Genomic DNA, 14892 nt, shown 5'->3' with positions numbered 1-14892 from the left:
ATTCGCGGTCACTTCGGAACGCGTCCTGTCACCGCGCACCGTCAGTTGGTCGTCTCCGGCCGGGCCGACTTCTGCCACGGGTACGTCGTCCGCAGGTGCGGGTCCGGTGCGGTGATCGCCTGCGGTGCCTCCTCGCGGGCCGGTCCGCCCCAGGAGTCGTCCGCCGTGCTGCCGCTGCCGCCTCCGGCGGCCGGCTCGGGCCAGTCCACCCCGGCGTCACGCCCCTGCGGCGCCCCGGCTCCCGGTCCCTGGCCGGGCTGCTGCTGCTCCTCCACGGTCCAGTGCCGCAGGGCCCCCGCCTCGATGTCGATCTGCGCGTTCAGCGCGTCCAGGTCGTCGTCGGCGAACTGCCGCGCGCGGTCCCGGGCCGCCCAGCGCAGCGAGTCCGCCGAATGGGTGATCCGCTCGGTGCGCTCCCTGAGCTGCGGCAGCAGGCCGGCGACCGTCGCCCGGTCCGGCTCGCGCTCCAGCCGCTTCAGCTCCTCGTCCAGCTCCAGGCCGTGGGCGCTCAGCCGCCGGAAGAGGCCCACCGACTCCGCGAGCGAGGAGTCCTCGGCGACTCCGGCGTGCAGGGCGTCCTGGGTGGCACGCATCGAGGTGCGCAGGGCCAGCCGGAGCTGTGCCAGCTCTCCCGCGACACCGGTCTGGCCGAAACTCTTGGCCCGGAGCGTGGTGTCCTCCACCGTGCGGCGGGCCTGGGTGATCGTGCGGTCCACGCCTCGCTTGGCCGCGCCGACAGCCTTCGCTGTCGCATAGACGCCCAGCGCGATGAGCGCGACGAAGAGCAGCGCCAGGATCGTGATGGCGGCTTCCATGAATGCCCCTCGGTGTCTCGATGCGGCTGCCGGTAGCGGTCGCTCCCCTCCACCGTAAACGGAACGGGCAGGCCGAGGGTTCCTTCGGAACCCCCAACCTGCCCGTAGGGGATGGCCCTAACTCCGTACAAGGCCATGCGCAGAGGTCGTCACGCGGGGACGATGTTCACCAGCTTCGGCGCCCGCACGATCACCTTGCGGATCCCGGCGCCGCCCAGCGCCGCGACGACCGCCTCGTCCGCCAGGGCCAGCGCCTCCAGCTCCTCGTCCGTGATGGAGGGCGAGATCTCCAGGCGGGCCCGGACCTTGCCCTTGATCTGGACGACACAGGTGACGGTCTCGTCCACGACGTACGCCGGGTCGGCCACCGGGAAGTCCTGGTGGACGACGGAGTCGGTGTGGCCCAGCCGGCGCCACAGCTCCTCCGCGATGTGCGGGGCCAGCGGAGCGATCAGCAGGACCAGCCGCTCGGCCACGGACCGCGGCAGCGGGCCGCCCGCCTTCGTCAGGTGGTTGTTCAGCTCGGTGATCTTGGCGATGGCGGTGTTGAACCGCATCCCCTCCAGGTCCTGGCCGACCCCGTCGATGGCCTTGTGCAGGGCCCGCAGGGTGTCCTCACCGGGCTCCGTGTCGACGACGGTGACCTCGCCGGTCTCCTCGTCCACCACGTTGCGCCACAGCCGCTGCAGCAGCCGGTACTGGCCGACCACGGCACGCGTGTCCCAGGGACGCGACACGTCCAGCGGGCCCATCGCCATCTCGTACAGGCGCAGCGTGTCCGCGCCGTACTCGGCGCAGATCTCGTCCGGCGTGACCGCGTTCTTCAGGGACTTGCCCATCTTGCCCAGGACGCGGCTGACCTTTTCGCCGTCGTGATAGAAGGCGCCGTCGCGCTCCTCCACCTCGGCGGCCGGAACGGCGATGCCCCGTGCGTCGCGGTAGACGAAGGCCTGGATCATGCCCTGGTTGTACAGCTTGTGGAACGGCTCGGCCGACGAGATGTGGCCCAGGTCGTGCAGCACCTTCGACCAGAACCGCGCGTACAGCAGGTGCAGTACGGCGTGCTCGGCGCCGCCGACGTACAGGTCGACGCCACCGGTCGGCCGGCCCTCGCGCGGGCCCATCCAGTACTGCTCGATCGACGGGTCGACCAGCTGCCGGTCGTTCGTCGGGTCCAGGTAGCGCAGCTCGTACCAGCAGGAACCGGCCCAGTTGGGCATGGTGTTGGTCTCGCGGCGGTACTTGCGCGGACCGGCGCCGTCGCCCAGGTCCAGCGTGACGTTGACCCAGTCCGCGTTGCGCGACAGCGGGGTCTCGGGCTGGGTGTCGGCGTCCTCCGGGTCGAAGGTGCGCGGCGAGTAGTCCTCGACCTCCGGCAGCTCCAGCGGCAGCATCGACTCGGGCAGCGGGTGGGCGATGCCCTCCTCGTCGTACACGATCGGGAAGGGCTCGCCCCAGTAGCGCTGGCGGCTGAACAGCCAGTCACGCAGCCGGAAGTTGACGGTGCCCTTGCCGACGCCGTGCTCCTGCAGCCACTCGGTGATCTTCGCCTTGGCCTCGACGACGCCCAGGCCGTCCAGCGAGATCTCGTCGTTGGCGGAGTTGACCAGCTTCGCTTCGTACGAGCTGAAGGCGTCGTCCCATGTGGAGGGGTCGGTGCCACGGTCGTCGGACGGCTGGACGACACAGCGCATCGGCAGCTCGAAGGCGCGCGCGAAGGCGAAGTCGCGTGCGTCGTGCGCCGGTACGGCCATGATCGCGCCGGTGCCGTAGCCCATCAGGACGTAGTCCGCGATGAAGACGGGGACCTTCTCGCCGCTGACCGGATTGGTCGCGTACGCGCCGGTGAAGACACCGGTCTTGTCCTTGGCCTCGGCCTGCCGCTCGACGTCGGACTTGGCGGCGGCCTGCTTGCGGTACGCGGTGACGGCCTCGGCCGGGCTCGCGTGACCGCCGGTCCATACCGGGTGCGTTCCTTCGGGCCAGGCGGCCGGGATGATCCGCTCGACCAGGTCGTGCTCGGGCGCCAGCACCATGTAGGTGGCGCCGAACAGCGTGTCCTGACGGGTGGTGAAGACGGTGATGCCACCGGCGGTGTCGACCGGGAACTCGACGCGAGCGCCCTCGGAGCGGCCGATCCAGTTGCGCTGCTGCAGCTTGATGGCCTCGGGCCAGTCCAGCCCGTCCAGGTCGTTCAGCAGCCGGTCGGCGTAGGCGGTGATACGCATGTTCCACTGGCGCAGCTTGGCCTTGAAGACGGGGAAGTTGCCGCGCTCGGAGCGGCCGTCGGCGGTGACCTCCTCGTTGGCCAGCACGGTGCCCAGGCCCGGCGACCAGTTGACGGGCGCGTCGGAGGCGTACGCCAGGCGGTACTCGCCCAGCAGGTCGGCGCGCTCGGCGGCGGTCAGCGCGCTCCACTCACGGCCGTCGGGCGTCGCCCGCGTACCGTTCTCGAACTGCTCGACCAGCTCGGCGATCGGGCGGGCCCGGTCGGCCTCGGTGTCGTACCAGGAGTTGAAGATCTGCAGGAAGATCCACTGCGTCCACTTGTAGTACTCGGCCTCGATCGTCGCGAACGAGCGGCGGTTGTCGTGGCCCAGGCCCAGCCGGCGCAGCTGGACCTTCATGTTCTCCATGTTGGCCTCGGTGGAGACCCGCGGGTGCGTGCCGGTCTGGACCGCGTACTGCTCGGCGGGCAGGCCGAACGCGTCGAAGCCCAGGGTGTGCAGCACGTTGTGGCCGGTCATCCGCTGGTGGCGGGCGTAGACATCGGTGGCGATGTAGCCCAGCGGGTGTCCCACGTGCAGGCCGGCGCCCGAGGGGTACGGGAACATGTCCATGATGAACTTCTTCGGCCTGGCGGCCAGCTCCGGGTCGCCCGCCAGCTCCCCTGTGGGGTTCGGTGCCTCGTACGTCCCCTCGGCGTCCCAGAAGTCCTGCCAGCGTGCCTCGATGTCGGCGGCCATCGCCGCCGTGTAGCGGTGCGGCGCGGCCGTCTCGGCTGCGGAATTCGTCTCGCTCATGATCCTCAAAGCTCCATCGATCGTCATCTGCCGGGAAACGAAAAATCCCCTCGCACAGGAGGGGACGCCGCGCTGACTCCGACCAGGCGTTCTCACCGGTCGGGACTCTTCAGCGCGGCTCGCTGAGCAGAAGGCGTACGGCACGCATGGCGTCAGGGTACCGCACGGGCACGGAGGGCAGCGGAGAGCAACCGGTGGGTGGACACCGGCCTCCGTACGTCCGGAAACGGCCCCAGGAAAGCGTGGAACGGAGAGGTTACTCGGCGTACCGACTTCTATCGGGGCAACCGAGCAAAGCTCGTACCGGTTGGTATGGGGCGTCCTAGCATGCGGCAACGGGACCGCTTTGCCGAACTATTCGGAGTCGCCCCCATGAACCCTCATCGCAAGATCCGCGTATCCCCCAGCATGAGCCCCGCAATGAGTCGGCCTGTACAGGGCGGCCTGACTGTCACCGCCCTGGTTTTCGTCCCTCTGCTCGCCGTCGCGGGGAGCGACGGCTTCCGCGCAACCCTCGATTTCACCACCGGCGTCCTGTCGCTGGTGTCGCTCAGCGCGGCCGTCGCCTGGGGCCTGCTGGCCACCGACCGGCTGTTCCTCTCCACCCGTCAGCGGATCATCTGCCAGGGCATCCACCGGGCCACGGCCATCGCCGCGCTCGGCTTCCTGCTGCTGCACGGCACCGTGAAGATCGCCCTCGGGCATGTCTCCGTGATCGGCGCCCTCATACCCTTCGGCCTCGGTGTCACGGGTATGGCGGGACTGATCGGCTTCGGTTCGCTGGCCGGGCTCCTCATGGTCGTCACGGCCGCGACAGGTGCGCTGCGCAGCGCGTTCGCCCAGCCCTCGCCCACGGCCACCCGGCTCGGACAGTCGCTGGGCTCGCCCCGGGAGGCGGGCGGGATCGCGGGCCGGTGGCGCGCTCTGCACGCGCTGGCCTATCCGGCCTGGTGCGCCGCGCTGATCCACGGCCTGTACGCGGGCCGGGCGCCGGCCACCTGGGTCGTCGTGATGTACGGCCTCTGCCTCACCGCCGTCGCCGGCGCCCTCTGCCTGCGGCTGCTGCCGCGCCCGACGAAGCGCCGCATCACCGACCGGATCACCACGCTGATGAACGCGGACGCGGGCTTCGACACCCCGGACCCGGTGCTACGCGCGTCCTCGCGGCCGGGCGCGGACCGCGAACCGTCTTCGGCAGACCCCACGGGGTGGAGCGAGCCGGACCACGAGGTCCGGGGCACTCCGGTCCGCCCGCGCACCCTGTCGGCGCCGACGCCGCCGCCCGTACCGCTGTCCGGGTCGCTGCACTCGCCGCACGACACGCACTCCCTGCACGAGGCCCCGACGGAACTGCTGTACGGAGTCCAGCCCGCGGCGTACGAACCACCGCCGCGCAGCTCCGACCGGCTCGCCGACTGGCCGACGGGCGGGCCGGGGACCGGGACGACGGGCGGCTCCGGGGCCGGTCCGGCGGGCGGGCCGGGGATATCGGCCGGATACCGCTTCGTCTCGCAGGCCGGTGACGCCACACGCCCGCCCGGCGCCAGATGGCCCGCCCCGTCCCCCGCCCCGCCCACGCAGGCCCACCACAGCCCGCAAGGAGCCGAGCACACCTACGCACCTCCGCAGGAACCACCGCTGTACACGCCACCGCTCAACACCACGCCTCCGCACGAGACACCGACGTACGGCACGCCTACGTACAGCACGCCTACGTACAGCACACCGACCTACAGCACAGCTGACGCGACGCCTTCTTTCGACAGCGGCCGGACCAGCAGCGGCCGGACCAGCAGCACGCCCGCCTACGAGGCGCCTTACGAAGCCACCTACGTACCCGCCTACGACTCACCGTCCCGGGCCGTCCCGTCGGCCGACTCCTCCACCACAGCCACCCACAGCACACCCACTCCCGGCACCGGCGCCGAGCCGCCGGCCGGACCGTTCTCCGCGCCTCCGGCCGGCGAACCGTGGCACGCACCCGCAGGAGACCGACCGTGAATGCCCCTCTTCCCGACGTTCCCGAGGTCCGCGTCGTCGGCCTGCCGCAACTGACCACCGGCTTCGACCTGATGGAGCGGCTCGACCTCGCCATGCACCTGAAGGTGCACGGGCCCCTCGAACCGATGACCGGCGAGCGGTTGGCCGGACTGGCCGAGGCGATATCCCTGCGCGGCCGGGGCGGCGCCGGATTCCCCTTCGGGAAGAAGCTGCGGGCGGTGGCGAAGGCGTCCATCCGGCGCGGGGTGCGGCCCGTCGTCGTGATCAACGGGAGCGAGGGCGAGCCCGCCTGCCGCAAGGACACCGTCCTGCTCAACCGCGCCCCGCACCTGATCCTGGACGGCGCCCTGCTGGCCGCCGAGGCGCTCGGCGCGCGCACGCTGGTCGTCGCCGTGACCCGTAATTCCACCGAGGTCTCCGTACGCGCGGCGCTGGCCGAGCGCGGCCTCTCCGACCGGCGCGGCCAGCAGCTGCGCGCCCGCGTGGTGCGCACCCCGGAACGCATGGTCTCCGGCGAGGCGTCGTCGGTGATCCGGGCGGCGAACGGCGGCCCGGCCCTGCCACCCGGCCGGCGCGAGCGGGCGGCGGAGACCGGGGTCGGCGGCTCACCGACCCTGCTGTCGAACGCGGAGACGTACGCCCAGCTCGCCGTCGCCGCCCGGATGGGCCCGCGCCGCTACGGGCACACCGGTCTGCCGGACGAATCCGGCACCGTCCTGCTGACCGTCTCCGGCGCCGTGGCGCGGCCCATGGTCATCGAGGTGCCGACCGGAGTGCCGCTGCGGTACATCCTCCAGCTGGCCGGAGCGCCGCCGCTGCCCCAGGGCGTGCTGACCGGCGGCTACCACGGCAACTGGATCGACGCGGTCGCCTCCCACAACGCGGTGATATCCCGCGAGTCCCTGGCCACCGTCGGCGGCGCGCTCGGCGCGGGCGCGATCCTGCCGATCGGGCCGGACACCTGTCCGCTCGGCGAATCCCTCCGGATCGCGAACTGGCTGGCCGCCGAGACCGCCGGGCAGTGCGGCCCGTGCAAGCTGGGGCTCCCCGCGGCGGCCGGCGGCCTCTCCGACGTGCTGAACGGCGGCGGGCCCGCCGCGCTGGAGGCTCTGCGCGAGGTGACCCAGGCCGTGAAGGGCCGGGGCGCGTGCAAGCATCCGGACGGTTCGGCGCGGTTCCTCATGTCGACGCTGTCGGCGTTCACCGACGACCTCGCCGCCCACGTCCTGGACGGCGGCTGCGGACGCGAGACGATCGGTGTGCTGCCGCTGCCCGCCTCCGGCTACCAGGACGTGGAGGAGTCGATCCCGAGCGGCGAGAAGCTGGCGGTGGACTGGACGCTCTGCCAGGGCCACGGCCTCTGCGCGGACATCGTCCCCGAGCTCATCAGACTCGGTCCCGACGGCTATCCGGCGCTGGCGGACGCCTCGGTCCCCATGCATCTGCGCGGACGCGCCCAGCGGGCCGTCCGGCGCTGTCCCGCGCTGGCCCTGCGGATCGAGCAGCCGGCCGTCGAGCGGGAGCAACAGCGGCTCGCTCTGCCCGCCGTCAACCGGCGGGCCCTGGGCAGCGGACGCGACTGACCGGGCAGCACCGGGACGAAAGAAGCGGGCCACCCGGATCGGGTGGCCCGCTTCTTCACTGTCAAGCTTGTGGATCTTGTGGAGCTAAGGAGAATTGAACTCCTGACCTCCTGCATGCCATGCAGGCGCTCTACCAACTGAGCTATAGCCCCGTGCTGTTTGCCGCCCGGTTCCCCTTGGCGACATCGAGAACATTACACGGTCCCCCCGGTGCTTCACCAAATCGTTTCCGGTGCGCACGCATATGCCCGAATTATCCCGGACGTTGAACCGTCAGCCGCAGGTCAGAGACTCGGAGGTCATGCCGTCGGCCCGGAGGATCATGCCGTCGCGAAGGAGTAGAACCGCTTGAGGGTGCAGTGCTCCTCCAGGAGCCGCCCGTAGATCGGCTCCCCCTCCAGCTCCCGGTAGGTCTCGATGGGGTCGCCTTTTATGATCAGCGCCCGGGCGCATTCCTCGCACCAGTACTGGTATTCCGGGTTGATCGGGTCCATGTCCCTGACAATGGGCGTACCGCTGCCGCACCAGTCGCACTTACGCCTGTGTGCACCCATCAGTCAGCTCCAGCTGTGGCCGCAGGCCGTGCACACGTAGGAGACCCCTCCGTTGTCGCCCAGGACCTGGGCCACGTGGGACGAACCGCAGGACGGACAGCCGAGCCGGGATCGGTCTTCGGACGTTACGGGGCCGTTGGACGAGGCGGCGACAAGAGGCAGGTCGGGGACGTGTTCGCGACTCGCAGGCATCGCGCTCCCTCCCGATCGGTCCGTCGCCCCCTCCGGCGCTCCGATTCTGCCATGACCCCGCAAGGGGGTCAGCCCGCTTCACGCCCCTATGCAGAAGATCCCGCCCCCAGACGGGGACGGGATCTTCGATTGTGGAGCTAAGGAGAATTGAACTCCTGACCTCCTGCATGCCATGCAGGCGCTCTACCAACTGAGCTATAGCCCCGCTGTCCGCTCTGTTTCCCTGCGTTTCCGCGCTGCGAACAAGAAGAACTTTAGCCTGTGACCTGCCGGAAAGTGAAATCCGGCCGCGGCCGCCCGTGAACGGCCCGCGAACAGCGCCTCGGCCCGCTCTAGTCGTCGTCGCCGAGCACCGGCTCCGGCAGCGTGCCGGCGTTGTGCTCCAGCAGGCGCCAGCCGCGCGCACCTTCGCCCAGGACGGACCAGCAGCAGTTGGACAGCCCGCCGAGCCCTTCCCAGTGGTGCGCCTCCAGGCCGAGGAGACGGCCGATCGTCGTCCTGATCGTGCCGCCGTGGCTGACCACGACGAGCGTGCCGTCGACGGGCAGCTTCTCGGCGTGCTCCAGGACGACCGGCGCGGCCCGGTCGGCGACCTCGGTCTCCAGCTCACCGCCGCCCCTGCGCACGGGCTCGCCGCGCTTCCAGGCGGCGTACTGCTCGCCGTACCGCTCGACGATCTCCACGTGCGTCAGGCCCTGCCACTCACCCGCGTACGTCTCACGGAGTGCGGCGTCATGGGCCACGGTGAGGCCGGTGACGGCGGCGAGCTCGGCGGCCGTGGCCGCCGCCCGCCGGAGGTCGGAGGCGACGACCGCGTCGGGCTGCAGCGAGGCGAGCAGTCGGGCCGCCCTGCGGGCCTGCCCGACGCCCTCCTCGGTGAGCTCGATGTCCGTGGAGCCCTGGAAGCGGCGCTCCAGGTTCCACGCGGTCTGGCCGTGACGCCAGAGGACGATCCTGCGGCCCCTGCCGCTGCGACTGCCGTTCAGCTCTGGTCACCTTCCGTGCTGCCGTTGAGCTGTGCGTGCTCCTCGGCCTTGCCTCGGGTCCTGACCGCGTCCTCGGGGAGGGCGATCTCCGGGCAGTCCTTCCACAGGCGCTCCAGCGCGTAGAAGACGCGCTCCTCGCTGTGCTGGACGTGGACGACGATGTCGACGTAGTCGAGGAGGATCCAGCGGGCGTCGCGGTCGCCCTCACGGCGCACCGGCTTGGCGCCGAGCTCCTTCTGGAGCTTCTCCTCGATCTCGTCGACGATCGACTTGACCTGGCGGTCGTTGGGGGCCGAGGCCAGCAGGAAGGCGTCGGTGATCGACAGCACATCGCTGACGTCGTAGGCGATGATGTCGTGCGCGAGCCGGTCGGCGGCCGCCTGAGCGGCGGCGTTGATGAGCTCGATGGAGCGGTCCGTGGCGGTCACATGCAGGCTTTCGTCGGCGGTCGGATGCAACCCCAAGGGTCTCACGGACCGCCGACAACCCTTCCCGCCGGCGTTTACTTGATCTTGTAGTTCTGGCCGAGCACCGCGGACACGTCCGCGTTGGCGGCCGGTTCGCCCTTCTTCACCGCACCGGCGGACAGCCCCAGGGTCTTTGCCACCTCGGTGGCCTTCTCCTTGTCCTCGGCGTTCCGGTAGAGCACGACGGACTCGGCCTCGTTCTCGGCCTTGCCGCTGTCCACGAAGGCGTAACCGCCGTTGACCAGCGTGATCCGGGCCGATTCGCCGGCGCGGGCGTTCCCGGTGGCGTTGCGGACGGCGACCCTCAGGGGCGCGCCCTCCTCGGGAGCCTTCACCGTGCCGCCGAGGATGTCCTTGACGACGCTGCGGGTGGCCGCGTCGGTGAGGGTGCCGTCGTCCTGGACCGGCAGCATCGCCGTCTTGTAGTCACCGACCTTGGCCCGCGAGGCCAGCTTGGCGAGCGAGGCGCCGAGGTCCTTCTCCGGCAGCGACGGGTCCAGGACCTGCGCCAGGGTCTCCACGGTGACGGTCGCGGCCTTGGGGTCCTCCGAGATCTTGCGCAGCACCGCGCGCATGACCTCCCCGAACCGCGTCAGCTGCTCGGCCTCGGCCTCACCCGGCGCGAGGTAGGTGGCGTACGCGACGGCCATCGGGCCGCTGAGCGTCTGCGCCTCGCCCTTCTTCACCAGGGGCGCGGCGCCCTTCTTGGCGTCGGGAACATCGGTGTCGGTGTCCATCTCGATGTTGCCGACCTGCTCGACGAGGATCTCCAGGTACGGGGTGTCCAGCCGCCAGGTGCCGCTGATCCTGGTGCCGAGAAGGGTGTCGATCGACTCCCTGGTGCCGGTCCTGCCGTCGTCGTCGACGGACTTGCCCAGTGTGGTGGTGGACCCGTCGTCACCGGCGACGGCGAGCGTGTTGGGCAGCAGGACGGTGGTGCCCTGTTTGGTGGTGGCGTTGTCGACGAGCAGCGCTGTCGACGTACCGCCCTTCTTGGTGTTGTGCAGGTGCACCACGATCACGTCGCGCTGCTGCGCGCCGACGGCGACGGACTTCTTCTCCTCCGAGCCGGAGAGGCCGGGAAGCATGTCGGCGGACCAGAGGTACCCGACGCCGCCGACGACCACGAGCACGGCGACGACCATCAGCGCGATCATCCGGTTGCGGCCCTTGCGCCGCGCCTCCTCACGCCGCTCGCTGCGGCTCTCGGTGAACTTCAGCCAGTCGATGACGTCTTCGGAGTCCTCGTCGGGCTCCTCGATGAAGGAGAACTGCTCGGTGCGGTAGTCCGGCGCGGAGCCGCGCTGCCCGGGGACGGAGGGGTCCGCCTCGGCCTCGGGTTCCGGCTCGGGGGCGCGCTCGCGGCTGGGCTGCGGGGTCTGCTGGGCGGCGTGCTGCGGTGCCTGTTCCGGTGCGGGGGCGGTGCCCTGCTGCGGGATGTTCCACTGGCCGGTGTCGACGGCGGCAGGCTGCTGCCCGGTGGCGTAGCCGTATTCGGTGTAGCCCCCGTAGCCGTAGCCCTGGCCTTGACCTTGAGCCTGGTCCTGGCCGTAGCCCTGGTCGGCGCCTTGGCCGGCCTGGTCCTGCTGCTGGGCCTGCTGGCCCGCGTACGGGTCGTAGGGCTGCTGGGACTGGCCGTACGGGTCGTATCCGTAGCCCGCGTCCGGAACCTGGCTCTGCGCCTGGTCCTGCTGGGGCGCGTAGGGGTCGTACTGCTGCTGACCGCCCTGCTGCTGCCCTTGCTGTTGGTACACCGGCTGCCCGTACTCGTCGTAGCCGATGATCTGCGGCTGCTGGTAGTAGTACGGGTCGTGTCCGTACGGGTTCTGTCGGTCGTTCACCGGTGCCCCTCTCCGTGGCTCAGTCGCCGCGGTACAGCTGGCGCTTGTCGATGTAGCGGACCACGCCGTCCGGCACCAGGTACCAGACCGGCTCCCCCTGCGCGACCCTCTCACGGCAGTCCGTGGACGAGATCGCCAGCGCGGGCACCTCCACGAGGGAGACGCCGCCCTCGGGGAGTCCGTCGTCCGTGAGCACGTGACCCGGCCGGGTCACACCGATGAAGTGGGAGAGCGAGAACAGCTCCTCCGCGTCACGCCAGGTCAGGATCTGGGAGAGCGCGTCGGCGCCGGTGATGAAGAAGAGGTCCGCGTCGCCGTGGACCTCGCGCAGGTCCCGCAGCGTATCGATGGTGTACGTCGGTCCGCCACGGTCGATGTCACTGCGGCTGACCGAGAACTGCGGGTTGGACGCGGTGGCGATGACCGTCATCAGATAGCGGTCCTCGGCCGGGGAGACGCTCTTGTGGCTCTTCTGCCACGGCTGCCCGGTCGGCACGAAGACGACCTCGTCGAGATGGAACTGGGCGGCCACTTCGCTGGCCGCCACCAGGTGTCCATGATGGATCGGGTCGAACGTCCCGCCCATGACGCCGATCCGGCGCTTCTCGGGGCCGGTAGGCACTTCCTGCTCTCCCATGCGTGCAGAGCCTACTGGCACAGCTGTACGCCTCTGACTCAGCGGTCGCGGTTGAAGCGGGTGGTGACCCAGAGCAGGAACATCAGCGCGAAGAAGGCGAGGCCGCCGACGAGGTAGGGGTTGAGGCTTTCGTGGTTGCCGCCGCCCTCTCCTCCGGAGGCGAGGGTGACCAGCTCGTGTGCGGTGCTCGTGAGGCTCATCTTCGGCAGGACCTATCGATCGTGAGGCGGAAGGACGACGTCGGGCACATCGTATGCGGGCGCCCCGGGCACGCTCACGCCGACTCAGTCGTTGTCATCGTCGTTGCGGTATCCACGCAGCAGGAACCAGGCGAGCAGGACCGCTCCGACGATCGAGGCCAGCAGCACGATGCGGAGCGTGGCGCCGGGTCCCTGCTCCTCGGAGATGGCGGCGAGAGTGAAGGCGATGTGCGGCATTTCGGGCGCTCCTCATAGTTTGTCCACAGCCCCCCGCACACCGTAGCGCCAGCGCATACGCTGGGTTTTGTCCGGGGGACGAGCGACGTCTCGTACGAACAGGGGGCCATCCATGACCGACACCAGTCACGAGAACGTGCCGAGCAGGGCGCGCAGGCGATTCCCCGGGATCTCCTCCCGGGCCTACGAGCACCCGGCGGACCGCTCGGCCCTGGTGGCCCTGCGCCGGCTCACCGGTTTCGACACCGTCTTCAAGGCACTCAGCGGGCTGCTCCCGGAGCGGAGCCTGCGGCTGCTCTTCCTCTCCGACTCCGTGCGGGTGAGCGAGGCGCAGTTCGCACACCTCCACGACATGCTGCGCGACGCGTGTTACATCCTGGACCTGGAGAAGGTCCCGCCGATGTACGTCAAGCAGGACCCGCAGCCCAACGCCATGTGCATCGGGATGGACGAGCCGATCATCGTGATCACCACCGGCCTGGTGGAGCTGCTCGACGAGGAGGAGATGCGGGCGGTGGTGGGCCACGAGGTGGGCCACGCGCTCTCCGGCCACTCGGTGTACCGGACGATCCTGCTGTTCCTGACCAACCTGGCCGTGAAGGTCGCCTGGATCCCGCTGGGGAACGTGGCGATCATGGCCATCGTGACGGCGCTGCGCGAGTGGTTCCGCAAGTCGGAGCTCTCCGCCGACCGGGCCGGGCTGCTGGTGGGCCAGGACATCCAGGCCTCGATGCGCGGTCTGATGAAGATCGCCGGTGGTAACCACCTCCACGAGATGAACGTGGACGCCTTCCTCGCCCAGGCCGACGAGTACGAGAAGGGCGGGGACCTGCGGGACTCGGTCCTCAAGATCCTCAATGTGCTGCCCCGGTCGCACCCCTTCACCACGGTGCGGGCCGCCGAGCTGAAGAAGTGGTCGGAGACCCGCGACTTCCAGCGGACCATGGACGGCCACTACCCCCGGCGCGACGAGGACAAGGACGCCTCGGTGTCGGACTCCTTCCGGGAGTCGGCCACGCACTACGCCGACACCGTGCGGACGAGCAAGGACCCGCTGATGAAGCTGGTCGGTGACATCGCCGGAGGCGCCGGAGACCTGGGCGGCAAGCTGCGCGACAAGTTCACCGGAGGCGCCGGAGCGGCCCGCGGCGGTTCGGCTACGGGCTCGGACGGTACTCCCGGAGGGACTGAGGGGACGGAGGGGCCTGAGGAGGGGCCTCGGAAGGCTTAGCAGCGCTCAGCGGCGCCAGGGTTCCGCAGAGGGCTGCGGTGGGCCGGCCGGCGGCGTACGGGTCGGTGGGCGCGGGACCCCGGTCGTCCGCCCGCTCCCCCGCCAGGAGCGGGCGCAGCGCCCCCGTCGCGCCGGACGAGCAGGACTGCGGCCCGGCCTGTACGTGGGCGGAGCGCAGCTCCAGCCGGTGCAGCCGCAGGTCCTCACGGTCGAAGCGGAAGCGCAGCTCGCGCCGGACGGTGAAGAGGGAAGCGCCGTCCTCCCTGCGGGGGCTTGTCGCCGGGCGCAGGGCGTAGGTGAAGGTGTGGTCCGAGACGACCTCCAGGGTGCCGGCGCCGTCCTCCGCGTACGCGAAGGTGCCCTGGACCCGGATCCGCGGGTCCGCGAGTTCCACCTGGGCCGGGTCGAAGCGCACCAGCCAGCCGGTGGCGGCGTGGAGCCCGTCGTCGGCGGGGCTGCTCATGGACCGTTCGAACTGGCCCCGCTGGTCCGGGTCCAGGAGCTGTTCGACGGGCCTGCGGACCTGGCCGGTGAGGACGTCCGGGTTGAGTGAGGACTCCACCAGGTAGTCCTTGGCGACGGCGAGGGCGGTGGTGATCTGGCTGTCCGAGAAGTTCTGCGTGCGCCGGACGGAAGGGAAGTTGATGCCCTCGCCACCGGTCCGGGAGCCGGAGAGTGGTTCGGCCCGGTAGAGCCGCTCGGGTGATCCGGCGGGCACGGCTCCGCGCGGGGCGAGGGGCACCACGGTGGTCCGGAGCGGTTCGGCCCGCCGGGTGACGGGCTGCGGATAGGGGTTGCGGAAGCCGATGTAGACGGCCGTGGCGAAGGCCAGGGCGATGAGGACGACCAGCACGATGGCGGCCCGGGAGCCGTGGCCGGCGGGGGCCACCGGCTCGGGCAGGGTCCGCACGGCGCGGGCGGGCTCGCCCATCCGCTCCTGGGCCGAGAACTCCTGCATGCGGGCACTGCGGATGAACGATTCGTCGAAGACGAGCGAGCGGTACTCGTCCTCGCCGCCCTCGGGGTTCTCGGGCGGGCCGTTCGGCGGTTCTGAGCGGCCTGTCATGACGTCTCTCCCGCATCTCCGCACCACCGGGTCCGACTCGGCGCGCAACGGTCTGCTTC

Annotated in this window: 14 protein-coding genes and 2 tRNA genes; 3 read left to right on the top strand and 13 right to left on the bottom strand. The window is 70.6% G+C overall.

The features are described from left to right. Positions 1 to 41 precede the first annotated feature (41 nt). The gene (locus ABZ267_RS13015; RefSeq protein ID WP_356750309.1) at positions 42 to 815 is read right to left on the bottom strand and encodes a hypothetical protein; all 774 of its coding nucleotides are present in this window, start codon (positions 813 to 815) and stop codon (positions 42 to 44) included. 149 nt (positions 816 to 964) lie between these two features. Continuing rightward, positions 965 to 3838 carry a leucine--tRNA ligase gene (leuS, locus tag ABZ267_RS13010; RefSeq protein WP_356750307.1) on the bottom strand — a complete coding sequence of 958 codons (2874 nt, stop codon included), beginning with the start codon at positions 3836 to 3838 and terminating at the stop codon, positions 965 to 967. A gap of 420 nt (positions 3839 to 4258) precedes the next feature. Between leuS and ABZ267_RS13005 the strand changes: the two genes are divergently transcribed. Together ABZ267_RS13005 and ABZ267_RS13000 are read left to right on the top strand one after the other, a co-directional pair. Next, complete coding sequence (locus ABZ267_RS13005; RefSeq protein WP_356750305.1) at positions 4259 to 5839, top strand: hypothetical protein; 1581 nt, start codon at positions 4259 to 4261, stop codon at positions 5837 to 5839. Further along, positions 5836 to 7422 carry an NADH-ubiquinone oxidoreductase-F iron-sulfur binding region domain-containing protein gene (locus ABZ267_RS13000; RefSeq protein WP_356750303.1) on the top strand — a complete coding sequence of 529 codons (1587 nt, stop codon included), beginning with the start codon at positions 5836 to 5838 and terminating at the stop codon, positions 7420 to 7422. Before ABZ267_RS13005 ends, ABZ267_RS13000 begins: the two co-directional genes overlap by 4 nt. A 79-nt stretch (positions 7423 to 7501) precedes the next feature. Here the strand turns inward: ABZ267_RS13000 and ABZ267_RS12995 are convergent. The 10 genes from ABZ267_RS12995 to ABZ267_RS12950 form a co-directional block, all read right to left on the bottom strand. Continuing rightward, positions 7502 to 7574: transfer RNA gene (locus tag ABZ267_RS12995), tRNA-Ala, on the bottom strand. A gap of 168 nt (positions 7575 to 7742) precedes the next feature. After that, positions 7743 to 7976: a hypothetical protein gene (locus ABZ267_RS12990; protein WP_015608461.1), complete on the bottom strand. Its 234-nt coding sequence runs from the start codon at positions 7974 to 7976 to the stop codon at positions 7743 to 7745. Positions 7977 to 7979: 3 nt separating this feature from the next. Continuing rightward, positions 7980 to 8168, bottom strand: coding sequence for a hypothetical protein (locus ABZ267_RS12985; RefSeq protein ID WP_356750301.1), 189 nt, complete (start codon positions 8166 to 8168; stop codon positions 7980 to 7982). A 132-nt stretch (positions 8169 to 8300) separates the two neighbouring features. Continuing rightward, positions 8301 to 8373: transfer RNA gene (locus ABZ267_RS12980), tRNA-Ala, on the bottom strand. 127 nt (positions 8374 to 8500) lie between these two features. Continuing rightward, positions 8501 to 9154: a histidine phosphatase family protein gene (locus ABZ267_RS12975; RefSeq protein WP_356750445.1), complete on the bottom strand. Its 654-nt coding sequence runs from the start codon at positions 9152 to 9154 to the stop codon at positions 8501 to 8503. Beyond that, complete coding sequence (gene rsfS / locus ABZ267_RS12970) at positions 9151 to 9582, bottom strand: ribosome silencing factor (RefSeq protein ID WP_356750299.1); 432 nt, start codon at positions 9580 to 9582, stop codon at positions 9151 to 9153. The genes ABZ267_RS12975 and rsfS overlap by 4 nt, the downstream gene beginning before the upstream one ends. 74 nt (positions 9583 to 9656) lie before the next feature. Next, positions 9657 to 11462 carry an LCP family protein gene (locus ABZ267_RS12965; protein ID WP_356750297.1) on the bottom strand — a complete coding sequence of 602 codons (1806 nt, stop codon included), beginning with the start codon at positions 11460 to 11462 and terminating at the stop codon, positions 9657 to 9659. 19 nt (positions 11463 to 11481) lie between these two features. Continuing rightward, complete coding sequence (nadD, locus tag ABZ267_RS12960) at positions 11482 to 12099, bottom strand: nicotinate-nucleotide adenylyltransferase (protein ID WP_355085008.1); 618 nt, start codon at positions 12097 to 12099, stop codon at positions 11482 to 11484. A 38-nt stretch (positions 12100 to 12137) separates the two neighbouring features. Further along, positions 12138 to 12299 (bottom strand): hypothetical protein, encoded by a 162-nt coding sequence (locus ABZ267_RS12955; RefSeq protein WP_356750295.1) that lies wholly within the window; start codon positions 12297 to 12299, stop codon positions 12138 to 12140. Between the two features lie 84 nt (positions 12300 to 12383). Then, positions 12384 to 12536 carry a hypothetical protein gene (locus tag ABZ267_RS12950; protein ID WP_356750293.1) on the bottom strand — a complete coding sequence of 51 codons (153 nt, stop codon included), beginning with the start codon at positions 12534 to 12536 and terminating at the stop codon, positions 12384 to 12386. Positions 12537 to 12648: 112 nt separating this feature from the next. On the opposite strand from ABZ267_RS12950, the gene ABZ267_RS12945 reads away from it, so the two are divergent. After that, positions 12649 to 13767, top strand: a complete 1119-nt coding sequence (locus ABZ267_RS12945) for a M48 family metallopeptidase (protein ID WP_356750291.1) — start codon at positions 12649 to 12651, stop codon at positions 13765 to 13767. Here ABZ267_RS12945 and ABZ267_RS12940 read toward each other — a convergent pair. Next, positions 13694 to 14833: a hypothetical protein gene (locus ABZ267_RS12940; RefSeq protein ID WP_356750289.1), complete on the bottom strand. Its 1140-nt coding sequence runs from the start codon at positions 14831 to 14833 to the stop codon at positions 13694 to 13696. The genes ABZ267_RS12945 and ABZ267_RS12940 overlap by 74 nt on opposite strands. Positions 14834 to 14892 lie beyond the last annotated feature (59 nt).

Origin of the sequence: Streptomyces sp. NPDC006174 (assembly GCF_040614075.1) — a bacterium.
Classification (GTDB): Bacteria; Actinomycetota; Actinomycetes; order Streptomycetales; family Streptomycetaceae; genus Streptomyces.
The sequence above is the reverse complement of the archived record's forward strand: the minus strand, read 5'-3'. Positions and strand labels throughout refer to the sequence as shown.

Excerpts from the sequence above, each read along its gene's own strand:
- ABZ267_RS12950 (WP_356750293.1), bottom strand. The coding sequence starts at position 12,536 with ATGCCGCACATCGCCTTCACTCTCGCCGCCATCTCCGAGGAGCAGGGA.
- ABZ267_RS12990 (WP_015608461.1), bottom strand. The coding sequence starts at position 7,976 with ATGGGTGCACACAGGCGTAAGTGCGACTGGTGCGGCAGCGGTACGCCC.
- ABZ267_RS13015 (WP_356750309.1), bottom strand. The coding sequence starts at position 815 with ATGGAAGCCGCCATCACGATCCTGGCGCTGCTCTTCGTCGCGCTCATC.
- ABZ267_RS12985 (WP_356750301.1), bottom strand. The coding sequence starts at position 8,168 with ATGCCTGCGAGTCGCGAACACGTCCCCGACCTGCCTCTTGTCGCCGCC.
- ABZ267_RS12945 (WP_356750291.1), top strand. The coding sequence starts at position 12,649 with ATGACCGACACCAGTCACGAGAACGTGCCGAGCAGGGCGCGCAGGCGA.
- ABZ267_RS12940 (WP_356750289.1), bottom strand. The coding sequence starts at position 14,833 with ATGACAGGCCGCTCAGAACCGCCGAACGGCCCGCCCGAGAACCCCGAG.
- ABZ267_RS12955 (WP_356750295.1), bottom strand. The coding sequence starts at position 12,299 with ATGAGCCTCACGAGCACCGCACACGAGCTGGTCACCCTCGCCTCCGGA.
- nadD (WP_355085008.1), bottom strand. The coding sequence starts at position 12,099 with ATGGGAGAGCAGGAAGTGCCTACCGGCCCCGAGAAGCGCCGGATCGGC.
- ABZ267_RS13005 (WP_356750305.1), top strand. The coding sequence starts at position 4,259 with ATGAGTCGGCCTGTACAGGGCGGCCTGACTGTCACCGCCCTGGTTTTC.
- leuS (WP_356750307.1), bottom strand. The coding sequence starts at position 3,838 with ATGAGCGAGACGAATTCCGCAGCCGAGACGGCCGCGCCGCACCGCTAC.